This window comes from Blastococcus atacamensis, assembly GCF_002938425.1.
Classification (GTDB): domain Bacteria; phylum Actinomycetota; class Actinomycetes; order Mycobacteriales; family Geodermatophilaceae; genus Blastococcus; species Blastococcus atacamensis.
In genome coordinates, this window is the sequence record NZ_POQU01000082.1 from 1 (window position 1) to 16,847 (window position 16,847).

17 protein-coding genes and 1 tRNA gene are annotated in these 16,847 nt (G+C 73.6%); 5 read left to right on the forward strand and 13 right to left on the reverse strand.

What is annotated here, in order from left to right:
* From C5508_RS15920 to C5508_RS15935, 4 genes are all read right to left on the reverse strand, one after another.
* The coding region (locus C5508_RS15920; protein ID WP_232797195.1) for a 2-oxoglutarate dehydrogenase E1 subunit family protein at nucleotides 1-302 on the reverse strand (302 nt) is incomplete at its 3' end.
* A 138-nt stretch (nucleotides 303-440) separates the two neighbouring features.
* Entirely contained in the window at nucleotides 441-1,250 is an 810-nt protein-coding gene (locus tag C5508_RS15925; protein ID WP_104525924.1) for an ankyrin repeat domain-containing protein, read from the reverse strand.
* Between the two features lie 54 nt (nucleotides 1,251-1,304).
* Nucleotides 1,305-2,054, reverse strand: a complete 750-nt coding sequence (locus C5508_RS15930; protein WP_104525925.1) for an ABC transporter permease — start codon at nucleotides 2,052-2,054, stop codon at nucleotides 1,305-1,307.
* Nucleotides 2,051-2,995: an ABC transporter ATP-binding protein gene (locus tag C5508_RS15935; RefSeq protein ID WP_232797196.1), complete on the reverse strand. Its 945-nt coding sequence runs from the start codon at nucleotides 2,993-2,995 to the stop codon at nucleotides 2,051-2,053. Before C5508_RS15935 ends, C5508_RS15930 begins: the two co-directional genes overlap by 4 nt.
* Before the next feature lie 140 nt (nucleotides 2,996-3,135).
* Here C5508_RS15935 and C5508_RS15940 point away from each other — a divergent pair, with 140 nt between their 5' ends.
* Genes C5508_RS15940 through C5508_RS15950 form a run of 3 tightly spaced genes read left to right on the forward strand, consistent with a single transcriptional unit; the run spans nucleotide 3,136 to nucleotide 6,359 of the window.
* The gene (locus C5508_RS15940) at nucleotides 3,136-3,606 is read left to right on the forward strand and encodes a universal stress protein (RefSeq protein ID WP_104525938.1); all 471 of its coding nucleotides are present in this window, start codon (nucleotides 3,136-3,138) and stop codon (nucleotides 3,604-3,606) included.
* Nucleotides 3,607-3,619: 13 nt separating this feature from the next.
* Complete coding sequence (locus C5508_RS15945; protein WP_104525926.1) at nucleotides 3,620-4,687, forward strand: adenylate/guanylate cyclase domain-containing protein; 1,068 nt, start codon at nucleotides 3,620-3,622, stop codon at nucleotides 4,685-4,687.
* Nucleotides 4,688-4,721: 34 nt separating this feature from the next.
* Entirely contained in the window at nucleotides 4,722-6,359 is a 1,638-nt protein-coding gene (locus C5508_RS15950; protein WP_104525927.1) for an ABC-F family ATP-binding cassette domain-containing protein, read from the forward strand.
* Here the strand turns inward: C5508_RS15950 and C5508_RS15955 are convergent.
* From C5508_RS15955 to C5508_RS15975, 5 genes are all read right to left on the reverse strand, one after another.
* A complete protein-coding gene (locus C5508_RS15955; protein WP_157944121.1) occupies nucleotides 6,346-7,566 on the reverse strand; it encodes an MFS transporter in 1,221 nt (406 codons plus the stop codon). The two genes, C5508_RS15950 and C5508_RS15955, sit on opposite strands and share 14 nt — an antisense overlap.
* 33 nt (nucleotides 7,567-7,599) lie before the next feature.
* Nucleotides 7,600-8,178: a GNAT family N-acetyltransferase gene (locus C5508_RS15960; protein WP_232797197.1), complete on the reverse strand. Its 579-nt coding sequence runs from the start codon at nucleotides 8,176-8,178 to the stop codon at nucleotides 7,600-7,602.
* A gap of 1 nt (nucleotide 8,179) precedes the next feature.
* Nucleotides 8,180-9,304: an alpha/beta fold hydrolase gene (locus tag C5508_RS15965; RefSeq protein ID WP_104525929.1), complete on the reverse strand. Its 1,125-nt coding sequence runs from the start codon at nucleotides 9,302-9,304 to the stop codon at nucleotides 8,180-8,182.
* Entirely contained in the window at nucleotides 9,225-9,644 is a 420-nt protein-coding gene (locus tag C5508_RS15970; RefSeq protein ID WP_104525930.1) for a hypothetical protein, read from the reverse strand. Before C5508_RS15970 ends, C5508_RS15965 begins: the two co-directional genes overlap by 80 nt.
* Nucleotides 9,645-9,792: 148 nt before the next feature.
* The gene (locus tag C5508_RS15975) at nucleotides 9,793-11,295 is read right to left on the reverse strand and encodes a long-chain-fatty-acid--CoA ligase (protein ID WP_104525931.1); all 1,503 of its coding nucleotides are present in this window, start codon (nucleotides 11,293-11,295) and stop codon (nucleotides 9,793-9,795) included.
* 131 nt (nucleotides 11,296-11,426) lie between these two features.
* Here C5508_RS15975 and C5508_RS15980 point away from each other — a divergent pair, with 131 nt between their 5' ends.
* Nucleotides 11,427-12,197 (forward strand): SDR family NAD(P)-dependent oxidoreductase, encoded by a 771-nt coding sequence (locus C5508_RS15980; protein ID WP_104525932.1) that lies wholly within the window; start codon nucleotides 11,427-11,429, stop codon nucleotides 12,195-12,197.
* Between the two features lie 18 nt (nucleotides 12,198-12,215).
* Here the strand turns inward: C5508_RS15980 and C5508_RS15985 are convergent, their stop codons facing one another.
* From C5508_RS15985 to C5508_RS16000, 4 genes are all read right to left on the reverse strand, one after another.
* The gene (locus C5508_RS15985; protein ID WP_104525933.1) at nucleotides 12,216-13,112 is read right to left on the reverse strand and encodes an alpha/beta fold hydrolase; all 897 of its coding nucleotides are present in this window, start codon (nucleotides 13,110-13,112) and stop codon (nucleotides 12,216-12,218) included.
* A gap of 161 nt (nucleotides 13,113-13,273) precedes the next feature.
* A tRNA-Arg gene (locus tag C5508_RS15990) sits at nucleotides 13,274-13,348 on the reverse strand.
* A 59-nt stretch (nucleotides 13,349-13,407) separates the two neighbouring features.
* A complete protein-coding gene (locus C5508_RS15995; RefSeq protein ID WP_104525934.1) occupies nucleotides 13,408-14,076 on the reverse strand; it encodes a DUF305 domain-containing protein in 669 nt (222 codons plus the stop codon).
* A 28-nt stretch (nucleotides 14,077-14,104) separates the two neighbouring features.
* Entirely contained in the window at nucleotides 14,105-14,866 is a 762-nt protein-coding gene (locus C5508_RS16000; protein ID WP_104525935.1) for a DUF3105 domain-containing protein, read from the reverse strand.
* A 137-nt stretch (nucleotides 14,867-15,003) separates the two neighbouring features.
* Here C5508_RS16000 and argS point away from each other — a divergent pair, with 137 nt between their 5' ends.
* Nucleotides 15,004-16,665 (forward strand): arginine--tRNA ligase, encoded by a 1,662-nt coding sequence (gene argS / locus C5508_RS16005; protein ID WP_104525936.1) that lies wholly within the window; start codon nucleotides 15,004-15,006, stop codon nucleotides 16,663-16,665.
* The last annotated feature ends 182 nt before the right edge of the window (nucleotides 16,666-16,847 follow it).

A 16,847-nucleotide genomic window follows, 5' to 3' on the forward strand; every position in this document is an offset into this window, starting at 1 on the left:
GCCCGCGAAGCCCGCCGCCCCGCAGGCGCCTGCTGGGCCGGCGCCTGCGGGGCGGCGGGCTTCGCGGGCGCCGCGGGCTGCGGAGCCGCGGCCGGCGTGCCGTTGCTCTTCGGCGCCTCCTCGCGGTCACCGCCGCCGTCGACGGGGCTGCCCGGGCGGTAGTCGGCGAAGAACTCGTGCCACGCCTGATCGACGCTCGCCGGGTCGGAGAGGTACTGCTGGTACATCTCCTCGACCAGCCACTCGTTGGTGCCGAACCCGGCAACCTGGGACGAGGCGGACGAGGGCCGGGATGAACTCACGCTTGACACGGGGTCGAGTGCCTTCTTCGTCTTGGGGCTGCGTCTGAGGGGCATCGCTGAACCGGGTGTCGACTCTACGCCGGTGCGCGGCGGCCGTCCGGGTGCGGAGCAGGATCCGCGTGCCTTCCCACCGGTCGGTCAGTGCGTGGCCCCGCGGGCGACCAGTAGTTCCACCAGTGCGTCGTTGCCGGTGGCCACGCCGTCGTCGGCGCGACGGTGGCGGGCGGCGGCCACCCGGCTGATGTCCAGCGCGCTGGCGCCGTCGTGGGTGGTGGCGTCGACGTCGGCCCCCGAGTCCAGGAGCAACCGCACGATGTCCGTGGCCGAGCCGGGCGGCGCCTCGGCGACCGTCGCGTGCAGCGGCGTGCGGCCGGTGTCGGCGTCCCGCCCGTCGACGGCGGCTCCGGCGTCCAGCAGCAGCCGGACCAGCTCCAGGTGCCCGGCGGTGCTGGCCGCGTGCAGCGCTCCGCCGTCGGCGTCGGCCCCGCGCTCCAGCAGCAGCCGCGCTGTGCCGGCCGCGCCACCGATGGCCGCCCACGCGAGCAGGTCGACGCCGGTGGTCGGGTCGGTGAGTGCCGCGCCGCCGTCGAGCTCGGCGCGGAGCGTGTCCACGTCGTCGAGGTAGGCCGCGCTCGGGGCGTCGACGGCCGCACCGAGGGAGACCAGCACCGGCACCAGGCTGGGGGCGTGCTCGAGCGCGACGTGCAGCGGGGTGCGGTGGTGCTCGGTGCGGGCGGACAGGTCGGCGCCGGCCTCCACCAGCACGCGGACGACGTCGGCCCGGCCGGCGGCGACCGCGAGGTGCAGCGGCGTCCAGCCGTCCTGCCCCTGGTGCTCGACGGTCGCGGAGAGAAGCCGCGGCGCCTCGGCGACGGCGGACCGGACGGCCTCGACCTCGCCGTCGGCGATCAGCCGGCCGAGTCGCTGGACGGTCATGCGGGTGGTCAACGCCGATCTCCTCGTGCCTCGGTGGTGGGAGCCCATCGGGGGCGGGGTCCGTCGTCAGGCGACGTCGCGGCGCACCGCCAGGAAGGTGCCCAGCAGTGCGGCGACCAGACCGTAACCGAGCAGGAGGACACCGCCCTGCCACGGCTCCAGCAGTTCCGGACCCTGGAACGTCGCCGTCAGCGCCTCGAGTGCGCCTCCGGGAAGCCACGGATAGGCGTCCCCCAGGAACTGCCGGACCAAGGGCTCGATCACGAAAAGGTAGACGAGTCCACCGACGATGGCTCCCACCTGGTTGCGGATAAGGGCGCCCAGGCCGATCCCGATCACCGTGTAGATCACCAGGGCGAGCGCGGAGGTGATCACTACCCGCAGGTTGTCGTCGGTGAGCGCGGGGACCTCTCCCCGTGAGCCCGCGTAGACGGCCAGCACCGCATAGTTCACCGCGGTCACCACGAGAGCGAAGGGGACCGCCGCGAGCGCGTAGGCCACGACCTTGCCGGCGATGACGCGCCCCCGTCTCGGCGTGGCGAGGAAGGTCGGGGTCGCGGTGCGGTGGCGGAACTCCTGCGTCGTGCCGATGATCCCGAGGACGAGCATGAGGACGACGGAGTTGGCCGGCCCGGCCAGCGCCAGCTGCTCGTACAGCGGGTCCCCGACCGGTGGGATGCCGCTCTCCTGGTTGCCGGCGAAGGCGGTCAGGAGCACCGACGAGAGGATGGCCAGCGCGAGTGCGCCGGCCAGCAACCCGATCCAGACCCGGGTGCTGAACAGCTTGGTCCACTCCGCGCGCACCAGCGCGGTCATCGTGGGGTCTCCTCTGCGGTCCCCGGGGCGGCGGCGTACTGCTCCTGACCCGCGGTGAGCTGGAAGTAGATCTCCTCGAGCCCGCTGCTGTGGGGGCGCAGCTCGTGCAGCTCGACGCCCGCGGCGAACGCCCGGCCGCCGATCTCCGCGGTCGTCCGGCCGGTGACGGTCAGCGTCTCGCCGACGAGGGCCACGTGCGTGCCGTCGGCGCGGAGCGCGTCGGCCAGCCGGGACGCGTCCGGGCTGCGCACCAGCACGGTGCCGGCACCGTCCGCCCCGGAACGCAGCTGGTCCATCGAACCCTCGCGGACCAGCCGGCCCGCGCCGACGATCACCACCCGGTCGACGGTCTGCTCGACCTCCGACAGCAGGTGGCTGGAGACCAGCACCGTCCGGCCCTGCTCGTGCGCGAGGTGCCGCAGGAAGCCGCGCAGCCACTGGATGCCCTCGGGGTCCAGCCCGTTCGCCGGCTCGTCGAGCACCAGCACCGCAGGGTCGCCCAGCAGCGCGGTGGCCAGCGCCAGGCGCTGCCGCATGCCGAGGGAGTAGCCCCCCGCCCGCCGGTCACCGGCGTCGGCCAGGCCCACCTGGGTGAGCACCTCGTCGGCGCGGGTCAGCGGGAGCCCGGCGGCCCGGCAGTAGACGCGCAGGTGGTTGCGGCCGGAGCGGGCCGGGTGGAAGGCGGTCTCCAGGACCGCGCCCACGGTGCGCACCGGATCGGGGAGATCGGCGTAGCAGACCCCGTCGAAGGTGGCCGTGCCGGCGTCCGGGCGGACCAGGCCGAGCATCATGCGGAGCGTCGTGGTCTTGCCCGCGCCGTTGGGGCCGAGGAAGCCGGTGACCGAGGCCGGTTCGACGGTGAACGCGAGATCGGACACCGCGCGCACCGCGCCGAAGACCTTGGTGAGCCCGGTGACCTCGACCCGCACGGGGCCGGTCACGGGGGACTTGACGCTGGGGATGACACCCTCCTCCTCGTCCGCTGGGCCGGTGCCACCATCCAAGCGCACGAGGGCGGGCCTGCGGGGATTTCCGGTGACCGGGGGCACACGACACGCCGACGTCCCATAGAGTGCGCGCCGTGAGCGATGCCGCGAGCACCTACTCCACGGTCGTCGTCGGAACCGACGGATCGGAATCCTCCCTGCGTGCGGTCGGCCGCGCGGGTGCCCTCGCCGGCGCCTGCGGAGCCACCCTCGTGATCGCCTGCGCCTACCTGCCGGTCGACGACGGGGACCGGGACCTGGCCCGGGCGCAGGACGTCCTCGGCGACGAGGCCTACCAGGTCGTCGGGTCGCACCCCGCCGAGGACACCGTGCGCGACGCCGCCGACCGCGCCCGCGCGGCCGGTGCGAAGGACGTGCGGACGGTCGCGGTGGTCGGCTCGCCGGTCGAGGCGTTGCTCGACGTCGTCCGGCGGGAGAGCGCCGACCTGCTCGTCGTCGGCAACCGGGGCCTCAACGGCATCAAGGGCCGGCTGCTGGGCTCGGTGCCCGCGGACGCCACCCGCCGGTCGCAGTGCGACGTGCTCGTCGTGCACACCACGGACTGAGGTCGCGACCGGCATGGACGACCCCCGGGAGGCGCTCCCGGGCCCCGGCGCGCGGGAGGCCCTGGAGCGTCTGCTGCTCGGCGGGCCGCGCCGGTACACGCGCCTGCAGGTCGGCGCGCGGGCCGGGATGCCCCCCGAGCGCACCCAGCGGCTCTGGCGGGCGCTGGGCTTCCCCGACGCCGCGGACGACGACCCGGCCTTCACCGACGCCGACATCGCGGCGCTGGAGGTCCTCTCGAGCCTGATCGACTCGGGCTTCATCGGTCCCGGCAGCGAGGCCTCCATCGCCCGCGCCATGGGGCAGTCGCTGTCCCGGCTGGCCGACTGGCAGACCGACATGCTGGCCGACGCCCTCACCCGGAACGCGGACGGCACCGGCCGCGCGGTGAGCACCGAGGAGGCGGTGGCGGCTGCCCAGGAGCTGCTGCCGCGGTTGCGCGAGGTCCAGGACTACGTCTGGCGGCGGCATCTCGTGGCCAACGTCGACCGGCTCCTCGCCGCGACCGGCCCGGGCGACCGGCGGGAGCTCGCCGTGGGGTTCGCCGACCTGGTGGGCTACACGTCGCGCAGCCGCGGCATGGGCGGGCGCGAGCTCGGGGCCATGGTCGAGAACTTCGAGAGCACTGCCGCGGAGGTCATCGCGCGCCACCACGGCCGGGTGGTCAAGACCGTCGGCGACGGCGTGCTGTTCACCGCCGCCTCGGCCACCGACGCCGCCGACATCGGGCTGGAGCTGCCCGACGCCTGGGACACCGCCGAGCGCCCACCGCTGCGCGTCGGTGCCGCGTACGGCGCGGTGCTCACCCGGCTCGGCGACGTCTACTCGCCCGTGGTGAACCTGGCCAGCAGGCTCACCTCGCTGGCCCGCCCCGGCGCCCTGTTGGTCGACCGGGAGCTGGCCGACCAGCTGCGCGGCACCGAGCGCTACCGGGTGCGGCCGCTGCGCCGCGTGTCGGTGCGGGGGTACGACCACCTGCAGCCCTGGCTCGTCCGCCGTCCGCGGACCGCCGCGGACGGCGGCTCCGACGAGCACGGCTACGACGAGGACGCCTTCGATCCCGAGGACACGGCGACCGACTGACGGCCGGCCCCGGGCGGCTTGGCAGTCTGTAGCCATGAGCGCCACCCTCGTCGCCCGCGGCCTCGCGGCCGGCCACGGCGCCCGCGTGCTGTTCTCCGGCCTGGACCTGGTCGTCGCCCCCGGCGACGTCGTCGGCCTGGTCGGAGTCAACGGCGCGGGCAAGTCCACCCTGCTGCGCACCCTCGCCGGTGAGATCCCGGCCGAGGCGGGCAGCATCGCGCTCAGCCCGCCGACCGCGACCCTGGGCTACCTGCCGCAGGAGCACGAGCGGCGCGAAGGCGAGACCGTGCTGGCCGCGCTGGCCCGGCGCACCGGCGTCGCGACGGCCCAGGCCGCCATGGATGCCGCGACCGAGGCGCTCGCGGCAGGGGAGCCCGGTGCCGACGACGTCTACGGCGACGCGCTGGAGCGGTGGCTGGCCCTGGGCGGTGCCGACCTGGACGAGCGGGCCGCGGAGGTGGTGGCCGAGGTGGCGCCGGGCGTCGCCCTCGACGCGCTCACCTCGGGCCTGTCCGGCGGGCAGGCGGCCCGGGTCGGGCTGGCCGCCCTGCTGCTGTCGCGCTACGACGTCCTGATGCTCGACGAGCCGACCAACGACCTCGACCTCCCCGGCCTCGACCAGCTCGAGCGCTTCGTGGTGGGCGCGCGGTCGGGCGTGGTCGTGGTCAGCCATGACCGGGAGTTCCTGGCACGCACCGTGACCCGCGTCGTCGAGCTCGACCTGGCCCAGCAGCTGGTGCGGGTGCACGACGGCGGGTACGAGGCCTACCTGATCGAGCGGGAGGTGGCCCGGCGGCACGCGCGCGAGGAGTACGAGGAGTTCGCCGACACCAAGGCGGGCCTCGAGGCCCGGGCCCAGATGCAGCGGAACTGGATGGCCAAGGGGGTCCGCGACTCGATCAAGAAGTCCAAGGACGGCGACAAGCACATCAAGGCGGCGAACCGGGCGTCGTCGGAGAAGCAGGCGGCGAAGGCCAAGCAGACCCAGCGGATGATCGAGCGCCTCGACGTGGTCGAGGAGCCCCGCAAGGAGTGGGAGCTGCGCATGGAGATCGCCGCCGCCCCGCGGGCGAGCGCGATCGTGGCGACCCTGCGTGGCGCCGTCGTCCGGCGGGGCGGCTTCACCCTGGGTCCGGTGGACCTGCAGGTCGACGGCGGCGACCGGGTGGCCATCACCGGCGCGAACGGCTCGGGCAAGTCGACCCTGCTGGCCGCCCTCCTCGGCCGGGTGCCGATCGACGAGGGGTCGGCCTCGCTGGGTCCCTCGGTCCGGATCGGCGAGATCGACCAGGCGCGCGGCCGGTTCCTCGGGTCCGAGCAGCTGCTCGACGCGTTCGGCGCCGAGGTGCCCGACTGGCCGACGGCGGAGGTGCGCACGCTGCTGGCGAAGTTCGGGCTCACCGCCGACCACGTGCTCCGGCCCGCCGTCACCCTCTCGCCGGGGGAGCGGACCCGCGCCGCCCTGGCGCTGCTGCAGGCGCGCGGGGTCAACGTGCTGGTGCTCGACGAGCCGACCAACCACCTCGACCTGCCGGCGATCGAGCAGCTCGAGCAGGCCCTGGCCGGCTACACCGGCACCCTGCTGCTCGTCACCCACGACCGCCGGATGCTGGAAGCGGTGCGCACCGACCGCCGGCTCGAGGTCGAGGGCGGCCGGGTCACCGAGCGCTGAGGGCGCCCTCGCGGGGGGCGGTGACCGCGACCGCCAGCGTGAGCGCCGCCAGGGCGGCGGCACCCAGCAGCAGCACCCAGTAGGGGAGCAGCATCGCCAGCAGGGCGAGCAGCACCGGCGCGGCGAAGCCCACGTAGGTCAGCGCGTAGTAGACGGCGGTGAGCCCCGCGAGCTCACCCGGTGCCGCGATGCGCTGGGTCTGGATCAACCCCGACACCAGGCAGCAGCCGTAGCCGGTGCCCAGGACGACGGCGGCCGGAGCGACCAGCCACGGCGACGTCGTGGCGGCGGCTGCCGCGGCGATGCCGAGACCGACGACGACGGCGACGAGTCCGCAGACGACGCCGCGGCGGGGTGAGGCGGCCGCGATCCGGCGTGCGGTCGGCTGCACGAGGAAGCCGGTGCCCAGCGTGACCCCGGCGATCAGCGCGCTGAATGCGACGGTCCAGCCCGCCGTGGTGTCGGTGACCAGGCCGGGGAGCACGGCGATGGACACGGTGGCGGCGCCGAACACCCAGGGGGCCACCGGGGCGACCGAGCGCCGGAACCGGGGATCGGACGCCGATCGCACCCGCAGCCGGGCCAGCGGTGAGCCAGCGGCGGGGGAGACCCGCGCGGGGTCCACCGTCTCCGGTGCCCGCCACAGCGGCCCGAGCACGGCGAGGACGACGACCAGGTGCGGCAGGTAGGCGGTGACCAGGGGGTCGGGGGCCCACTGCGCGAGCAGGCCCGCGACGACCGGGCCGAGGCAGAACCCGGCGGTCAGCGACATCGCCGCGCGGCGTGCGCCGGCCCCTTCCCGGGCGGCGGGGTCCCAGCGCGCGGTGGAGAGCTCCTCGACCCAGGCGCTGCCGGCGGCGAAGGCAGCCCCGCTGGCCAGACCGGCGAGCAGCCGTCCGGCGTAGAGGGCCCACAGATCGCCGATCATCAGGACCGCCGTCGCCGCCAGCGAGACCAGCGCGGCGGCGCGCAGCACGGGCGTGCGGCCCCGGCGGTCGGAGATGGGGCCCAGCACCAGGAGCGCCGGGATGAGCCCGAGGGCGTAGGCACCCACGAGGGCGTCGACGGTGCTGACCGAGAAGCCCGAGCGCTCCCGGTAGGCGACCAGCAGGCTGACGAACTGGTTGGCGCCCCAGCCGATCGCGAACATCGTCAGGGCGACCGGCAGCCATGCCCGGCGGGGAGTGCGGGGCGGGGCGGGCGTCACCCCGTCAGCGTGCCGGGTGGCGACCCGCGCGGATCAGGCGGGGTCGGTCGTGCCGTCCCCGTCCAGCGCCTCGGGCAGCCCGAGGGTGTCCATGGCCGCCCAGGTGGCGTCCACCCGGTGGGAGAGCACCAGGAGGTCGCGCAGCTGTCCGGACCGGTCGCGGATGTGGTCCTCGAGCAGCGCCTCGCCGCGGAAGCCCAGGCCGGTGAACAGCGCCAGCGCCGCGCCCTGCTCGGCCACCACCTCCACGACCAGCTTGGTGGCGCCGGAGGAGATGGCCTCGGTGACCGCGTGGCGGGCCAGCACCCGCCCCAGGCCCGCGCCGCGTCGCCGCGGGCCCACCACCAGCCGGAGCTCGGCCACGTGGTCGGACCAGCCGGAGAGCCGGCGCACCGCCACGTACCCGTCGATCTCGCCGTCGGGACCGGTCGCCACCCAGCGCGTGGTGCCGTCCTCGACCCAGCTCCGCACGGTCGCCGGGTCGGTGACGTCCTCCTTGATGAAGGTCCGGTCGCCCTCGGGGAGCCCCGAGAAGAAGCGCAGCAGCGCGTCCGCGTGCCCGGAGCCGAGCGCCTCGACCGCCACCTCCGGGACCTCCACCTGCTCGGTCACCTCAGGCTCCCTTCGCCATGCCGGGCCGGTCCACGGTCTCGCTGCGCCGGCGCAGGAAGTCGATGATCGTGGGCACCGTCGTCCGTGCCGCGGTGCGGCCCACGACCAGGCCCATGTGCCCGGCGGGCAGCACCAGCTCGTGCTTGTCGGGTGAGCCCACCAGGTCGATCAGCGGCGCGCTCGCCGCCGTCGGCACGATGTGGTCCCGCTCGGCCCGCACGGTCAGGAACGGCACCCGGATGTCGGCCAGGTGCACCGGGTCGCCGCCGACGGTCAGCCGGTCGTTGACCATCCCGTTGTCGCGCACGAGCATCCGCACCGTCTGCCGGGCGGCGCGGCCGGGGAAGGGCACGTGGTCGTCCGACCACCCCGTCATCGCCTGGTAGGAGGCGACGTACTCGTCGTTCCAGAGCCGTTCCCACAGCGTCACGTAGCGCGTGACCTCCGCGGTGGGGGTCAGCGTCCGGAAGCCCTGGACGACGACCTGCGGTGGCACGTTGCCGTTCTGGTCGACCACCGCGTCGACCTCCAGGCCGCCGACGGCGAAGACGTCGGCCAGCGGTCCCATGTGCCGGAAGTCCACCGGCGTGGCCAGCACGGTGAGGCTGCGCAGCGGCGAGTCGGGGTGGTGCGCCGCGTGCAGCAGCGAGAGGTTGCCGCCGAAGCAGTAGCCGAAGAGGTTCACCTCGTCGGCGCCGGAGAGGTCCAGGACCCGGTCGATGGCGGCCGGGATGTAGTCGTCGGCGTAGTCCTCGAGCCCGTTGCCGGCGTCGCGCTCGTCGGGCTCGCCCCAGTCGAGCAGATAGACGTCGAACCCGGCCGCCAGCAGCTGTTCCACGAAGCTGTTGCCCGGCGAGAGATCGAGGATGTAGCTGCGGCTGATCAGGCTGAAGACCAGCAGCAGCGGTGGTGAGTGCCGGACACCGCCGTGCTTCTCCGGGTCGTTGCGGTAGTGCCACAGCTGGGTGCGGCCGCGCTCCCAGACGACGTCCTTGGGGGTGCACCCGACGCCCGGCCGGTCGACGCCCGCGACCAGCCGGATCCCGTTACGTGCCCGCAGGGCGTTGCGTTCGACGTCGCGCCGGACGCGGTCGAGGATCGTCTGCGGGTTCGGCACGGTCGGCATGGCTGTCCTCGGTCGTCGGCGTTCCAGGGGTGCGCGACGGCAGCGCGCGGGTTCGTTCGGCACGTCGTTCGGCCTCCAGGGCCACGGTCAGGCGGCGGACCTCCCGGTCCAGGGCGCCGACCTGGGCGCGCAGCCGGTGCACGTCGCTGCCGGCGGGCAGGTTCACCAGGTGCCAGGCGCGGGCGGTGAGGCCCTGGGCCGACGAGCGCGCCGCCGTCGTGGCCCGGCGGACCAGGGCCACGCCCAGCGCGAAGCCCGGCGACCGCACCAGCCGGTCGGCGTGCGGGGTGACCTGGCGGTCGACGGCGTCGTAGGCCTGCCGCCACAGCGGTGCGCTCATGACCTCACCTCGCTCCCGCGGCTCGCTCCGCTCCTCGCTCCGAGGTACAGGCCGCCTCCGCGGGCGTTCCGCTCCTCGCTCGTCCCTCGCTGCGATGCTCGCTTCCTGTCGGCGGCCGCCTCGCTGCGATGCTCACGCGCCTGTCCGCTCATCGAGTTCCCACCTGCTCGGGCACCTCCACCGCGCGGCGCAGGATCTTCCCGGTCGGTCCCTTCGGCAGCGCCTCCACCAGCCAGACGTGGCGTGGGTACTTGTAGGCGGCCACCCGCGCCTTGACGAACTCGCGCAGCTCGTCGACCTCGGCGGTGGCCCCGGGCTTCAGCGCGACCGCAGCGGCGACCTCCTCGCCCAGGTCCGGGTGCGTGATCCCGATGACGGCGACCTCGGCGACGGCGGGGTGCTCGTACAGCGCCTCCTCGATCTCCCGCGGGTACACGTTGTAGCCGCCGCGGATGATCATCTCCTTCTTCCGGTCGACGATGAAGAAGTAGCCGTCGTCGTCCCGGCGGGCCAGGTCGCCGGTGCGGAACCAGTCGTCGGGGATGGCATTCGCCGTCTCCTCGGGCCGCTGCCAGTAGCCCTTCATGACGTTCTCGCCGCGGATCGCGATCTCGCCGACCTCGCCGTCGGCCACATCCTTGCCGTCGTCGTCGACCAGGCGCATCTCCACGCCGCGGATCGGGGTGCCGATGGATCCGGGCTTCCGCTCGGCATCGGGGTGGTTGAACGAGGCGACCGGCGAGGTCTCGCTCAGCCCGTAGCCCTCCAGGACGATGCAGCCGAACCGCTCCTCGAAGGCGCGCATGATCTCGACCGGCATCGCCGAGCCGCCCGAGACGCACAGCCGGAGGCTGGAGACGTCGTGCTGCTCGGCGTCGGGCTGGTGCAGCATCGCCGCGAACATCGTCGGCACGCCCTGGAAGATCGTCACCCGGTCACGCGCGATGACCTGCAGCGCCTTGCCCCCGTCGAACCGGGGGACGAGCGTCAGGCAGGAGCGGGCGATCACGCCGGCGTTCAGCGAGCAGGTCAGCCCGAAGACGTGGAACAGGGGCAGGCAGCCCATGATCACGTCGTCGCCGCCGCCCTGGAGCAGCGTCTCGTGGGTGGTGCGGGCGTTGCCCCGCAGGTTGGCGTGGGTCAGCTCGGCGCCTTTGGGCTGACCGGTGGTCCCGGAGGTGTACAGGATGACCGCGTCGTCGTCGTCGGCCCGCTCCACCGCGGCGGTCAGGCACTCGTCACCGAGGAGCTCGAGGGGCATCGCGGCCCCCACGGTCACCGACTCGACTCCCACCGTGCGGGCGGCCTCCTCGACCGGTCCGGCGGAGCTCTCCACCGCCACGACGACGCGGGCCCCGGAGTCCTCGAGGTAGTACTGCACCTCGCGCGCCCTGAGCAGCGGGTTCATCGGCACGACGGCGGCCCCGGCCAGCAGCGCCCCGTAGAAGACGACGGGGAAGGCGATGACGTTGGGCAGCACCATCCCGACGCGGTCGCCGGGACCTACCCCGCGGTCCTGCAGTGCGGCGGCCACCCGCAGGGCTGCGTCGGCGAACTGGCGGTAGGTCAGCACCTCGTCGTCCATCCGCAGCGCGGGACGGTCGGGTGCCGCGTCGGCGGCGTCGAGCAGGTTCTGCGCCAGGTTGCTCATCGTTCGGTCCCCCCGTGCCCGGATGCGCGTCGGCGGCCTCCTACCCGGCTCGGCCGGTGATGTACCGCACAGCATCGATACGGTGGCGAGGACCTACGCCGACGCAGCACTCAATCCGGGGGAGCCCACCCATGCCCGACCGAACGATCCTCGACATGTTCCGCCTCGACGACCGGGTCGCCATCGTCACCGGGGCGTCCTCCGGCCTGGGGGCCGTCTTCGCCCGCACGCTGGCCGAGGCCGGCTGTGACGTGGTGCTGGGCGCGCGGCGGGTCGACCGGCTGGTCGAGACGCAGCGGGCGGTGGAGGAGGCCGGCCGACGGGCCATCTCCGTGCAGACCGACGTCGCGAAGCAGGAGGACTGCCAGGCGCTCGTCGACGCCGCGATGGCCGAGTTCGGCAAGGTCGACGTACTGGTCAACAATGCCGGCATCGGTACCGCGGCACCGGCGACCCGGGAATCGCCCGACGCCTTCCGTCAGGTCATCGACGTCAACCTCAACGGTTGCTACTGGATGGCGCAGGCCTGCGGCCGCGTGATGAAGCCGGGCAGCTCGATCGTGAACATCTCCAGCGTCCTGGGGCTGACGACCGCCGGGCTACCGCAGGCCGCCTACGCCGCGAGCAAGGCCGGGCTCATCGGTCTGACCCGCGACCTCGCCCAGCAGTGGACCGGCCGCAAGGGCATCCGGGTCAACGCGCTCGCCCCCGGCTTCTTCGCCTCCGAGATGACCGACCAGTACCCCGAGGGTTACCTCGACCAGCAAATGACCCGGGTGCTGGCCGGTCGCGCCGGTGACCCTCGCGAGCTGGCCGCCGCGCTGGTGTTCCTCGTCAGCGACGCCGGCGGCTACGTGACCGGGACGACGATCCCGGTCGAGGGCGGGATGCTCACCAGCTGAGCCCCGCCCCCGCCGGGGTCAGCGGCTCTGCTCGACCCGCTCGACCAGCGCGCTGATCCGGTCGATGATCTGCGGCCACACCTCGCGCGGGAAGTCGTGTCCCATGCCGTCGACGACCAGCAGCTCGGCGCCGGGCACCGCGGCGGCGGTGGCCCGGCCGCCGGTCACGTCCACCAGCTGGTCCTGCTCGCCGTGGATGACCAGGGTCGGGACCGCGACCTTGCCGAGGTCCGCGGTGCGGTCGTGGGTGCTGAGGATGGCGGCGAGCTGCCGCGAGACCCCGGCGGGGTCGTGGGCGCGGTCGAACGCCAGCCCGGCGCGTTCGCGCACCGCCGCCTCGTCGAACTCGAAGCCGGGGGAGCCGATCACCCGGTAGGTGTCGACGACGCGCTGGATCGCGCCCTCCCGCTCCGTGGCCGGGGCCGCCAGCAGCACGCCCAGGGCGGCCTCGGCGGGAGCGCCGACGGCGGGGTCGCCGGTGGTCGACATGATCGAGGTGAGGCTGCGCACCCGCTCCGGGTGGGCGATGGCCACGAGCTGGGCGATCATCCCGCCCATCGAGGCGCCGACGACGTGCGCGCTGTCCAGGCCCAGGGCGTCGAGCAGGCCGACGGTGTCCTCGGCGAGGTCGGGCAGCCCGTAGGCCACCGTCGACCGGTCGCCCCCGAGCACCGACATGACGTCGGCGGGACCGGCGTCGTCCAGGTGCGTGGACAGCCCGATGTCGCGGTTGTCGAATCGGACGACGTGGTGGCCCCGCTCGGCCAGACCGGAGCAGAACTCGTCGGGCCAGCCGATCATCTGCGTGGCCAGGCCCATCACGAGCAGGACGGGCGTGCCCGAGGGGTCGCCGAACGTCTCGTAGGCCAGCTCGAGGTCGCCGACGGATGCCTTCTGGATGTCGCTGGTCGCCATGTCGCGGACGCTAGCCGAGCCGGTTGAGACCTGTGTCACCGCTCCGCGCGGAGACGTCGGCGACCTGGTGCAGGCGGTCGCCACCCTGCCCCGAACGGGGCGTGCGACGACGAAGGACCTGCGCCGCGGGTGCGGTGCAGGTCCTTGGATCCGGCTCGTGCTGGTGCCCCCGGCAGGATTCGAACCTGCGCCCCTGCCTCCGGAGGGCAGTGCTCTATCCCCTGAGCTACGGGGGCTCGGGGCAGGGAAGAAGTTACCAGCCCCGGGCCGTGGTCCCGACGGCGCCCCCGCCCGCTCAGGGAGCGGGGAGGGGAGTGCCGCCGCGGGCGGTGAGCATGTCGGTCATGGTCTGCGTCTCGACGCCCTGGGCCCGCTCGATCGAGCGGGCGAGGTCACGCACGGCCTGCACGTCGGCGTGCTCGGCGGCGTCGCTCGCCATCTCGAATCCGCCCTGGTGGTGCCGGATCATCAGTCGGAGGAACTCGACGTCGAACGCGGGGCCCGACAGGCTCCGCAGCTCCGTCAGCTCCTCCTCGGTGGCCATGCCCGGCATGAGTGCGCCGGATCCCATGTCCATGTCACCCATGTCCATGTCACCCATGTCGTGCCCCTCGGTCATCCACGCCATGGGTTCGCCCCCGGTGATCGGCAGGCCCCAGAGCGCCAGCCAGCCCTGCATCCGGCCGGCCTGGTTGGTCTGCGTGGCCGAGATGTCGAAGGCCAGCGACTCGACCTCGGGGTCCTCGCTCCGCTCGGCGACCAGGTTCGCCATCTCCACGCCCTGCAGGTGGTGACGGGACATGTCCCGCGAGAACCCGGCGTCGACGGAGTCCGGCGTGGGGGTGGCGGTGCCGCCCAGGCCGAGCAGCACGGCCAGCCCACCGCCCAGGGCCACGAGGGCCACCGCGATGACCGCCAGCAGCGCGATGCGCAGCGGCGAGCGGGTGGTGGTGGGTCTCGTCACCGGGTGGTCTCCCTGCTCCGGGCGCCGATCAGGGCGCCGGGGTCGTCTCGGCCTCGGTGGGCGTGGCAGCGGCGCCGCCGGCCTCCGCGACCAGCGGGTCGGCGAGGAAGTCGGGCCGCTCGCAGGTGGCGCCGGGCTCCGGGAAGCTGTCCGACTTGTAGGTCATGAGGTCGGCGAACTGCTTGATCCGCTCGTCGTCAGCGCTGTCGACCTTCAGCTGGTGGCCCCAGGACTGCACGCTGATGGGGGAGTCCAGCCCTTCGTAGGGGGACAGCATGCGGCCGGAGACGCCGTCGACCAGCTCCGACAGGGTCGCGACGTCGTCGTCGGAGACCGCGTCGGGGTCGTAGGTGATCCAGACGGCGCCGTGCTCGAGGCTGTGCACCGCGTTCTCGTGCCGGATGTCGACGTCGTAGACGGTGCCTGTGCAGTCGGCCCACATGTTCGCGTGCGGTCCGCCCACGGGCGGCGACTGCTCGTAGGAGATCGGGTTGTCGTCGTGCTGCCCGCCCTCGTACTCGAAGGTCTGCGCGCCGGAGATCTCGTCGATGGACTCGACCTTGTCGGCGTTCGCCTCGTTGACCTGGACCACCGCGTAGCCGAGGACGGCCACGGCGAAGAGGGCGACGACGATCGCCCCGGCGATCAGGCCCCACGGCCGCTGCTGCGCCACGACCTGCGTCGGCGGACGGGTGCGCCCGCCCTTGCCGCGGCCCCCGGCGCCGGCCCCGGAGCGGGATGCCCCGCCACCGGTCGCGCGGCTCTTGTCGGGCGTGCGGTCCTTGGCCAAGGCCTCTCCTCGTTACGGGGCGCGTGCGCGCGGATGCCGGGCCCGGTCCGGGCCCTCGTACCGGTCGCGAGTCTAGGTCGCGGGCCTGTGCGTCAGCTGGTAACCGGGCGGAGGAGAGCGGTCAGTACGCTCGCCGGGTGACACCGGAGCAGCTGCAGGACGTCGTTCGTACCGCCGTGACCGCGGTCGTCGAGCGAGGCGAGCTGCCCGTGGACGTCCCGACCGACGTCGTGATCGAGCGGCCGCGGAACCGCGAGCACGGCGACTACGCCACCAACGTGGCGCTCCGGCTGGCCAAGCCGGCCGGTCGCCCGCCCCGTGAGGTGGCCGGTCTGCTGGCCGAGGAGCTGCGGGCCCACCCGGGGATCGCCACGGTCGACATCGCCGGCCCCGGCTTCCTCAACATCACGCTGGCCCAGGGGGCGCTCGGGCGCATCGCCGTCGACGCGGTGACCGCCGGGCAGGCCTACGGCCGCACGGACTCCCTCGCCGGGCAGAAGCTCAACCTCGAGTTCGTCTCGGCCAACCCCACCGGACCGGTGCACATCGGCGGCACCCGCTGGGCCGCCGTCGGCGATGCACTGGGCCGGCTGCTGGAGGCCAGCGGCGCCACCGTGACGCGGGAGTACTACTTCAACGACGCCGGGGCGCAGATCGACCGGTTCGCGCTCAGCCTCATGGCCGCCGCCTCGGGCCGGCCGGTGCCCGAGGACGGCTACGCCGGCGACTACATCGGCGAGATCGCCCGGCAGGTCCTGGCCGCCGAGCCGGGGCTGCTCGAGCTGCCCGAGGCCGAGCAGCAGGAGCGCTTCCGGGTGCGCGGCGTGGACCTCATGTTCGCCGAGATCAAGCGGACGCTGGCCGACTTCGGCGTCGTCTTCGACGTCTACTTCAGCGAGCGCACCCTGCACGAGACCGGCGCGCTGGAGAAGTCGATCGCCCGGCTGCGGGAGAACGGCCACGTGTACGAGGCCGACGGCGCCGTGTGGCTGCGGACCACCGACTTCGGTGACGACAAGGACCGTCCGCTGATCAAGAGCGACGGCGCCCCGACCTACTTCGCCGCCGATTGCGCCTACTACCTGGACAAGCGCACCCGCGGGTTCGACAAGGTCGTGATCATGCTGGGCGCCGACCACGCCGGCTACGTCGGCCGGTACAAGGCGCTGGCCGCCGCGGTGGGTGACGACCCCGAGGCCAACCTCGAGATCCTGCTCGGTCAGCTGGTCAACCTGGTGCGCGACGGCGAGCCGGTGCGCATGAGCAAGCGCGCGGGCACCGTCGTCCTGCTCGAGGACCTGGTGGAGGCCGTCGGCGCGGACGCCGCCCGCTACGCCCTGGCGCGGGCCTCGGTCGACCAGACGATCGACCTGGACCTGGACCTGTGGAGCCGGCAGACCAACGACAACCCGGTGTTCTACGTGCAGTACGCGCACGCCCGGATCTCCTCGGTCCTGCGCAACGCCGCCGATCTGGGCATCGCCCTCGGCGAGGCCGCCGACATCGACGTCTCGCTCCTCACCCACGAGCGGGAGAACACGCTGCTCCGGGCGCTCGGCGAGTTCCCGCGGGTGATCACCGCCGCCGCCGAGCTGCGCGCACCGCACCGGGTGGCCCGGTACCTGGAGGAACTGGCCGGCACCTACCACCGGTTCTACGACTCCTGCCGCATCCTGCCGATGGGCGACGAGGAGCCGGGCGAGCTGCACCGCGCGCGCCTCACCCTCTGCGCGGCGACCGCCACCGTCCTGCGCAACGGCCTGGCCGTCCTCGGTGTGTCCGCTCCGGAGCGGATGTGAGAGCCGCTCCGGAGCGGACACACCGAGGACGGCCAGGCCGTTGCGCAGGACGGTGGCGGTCGCCGCGCAGAGGGTGAGGGTGGCTCTTATACATCACTGACACTGACGCAGAAGAGCATAGTGGAAAATCGGGTAGATGCCGAACACGAAAAAAAAAAATAAAAACAAAAAAACAGATTAAA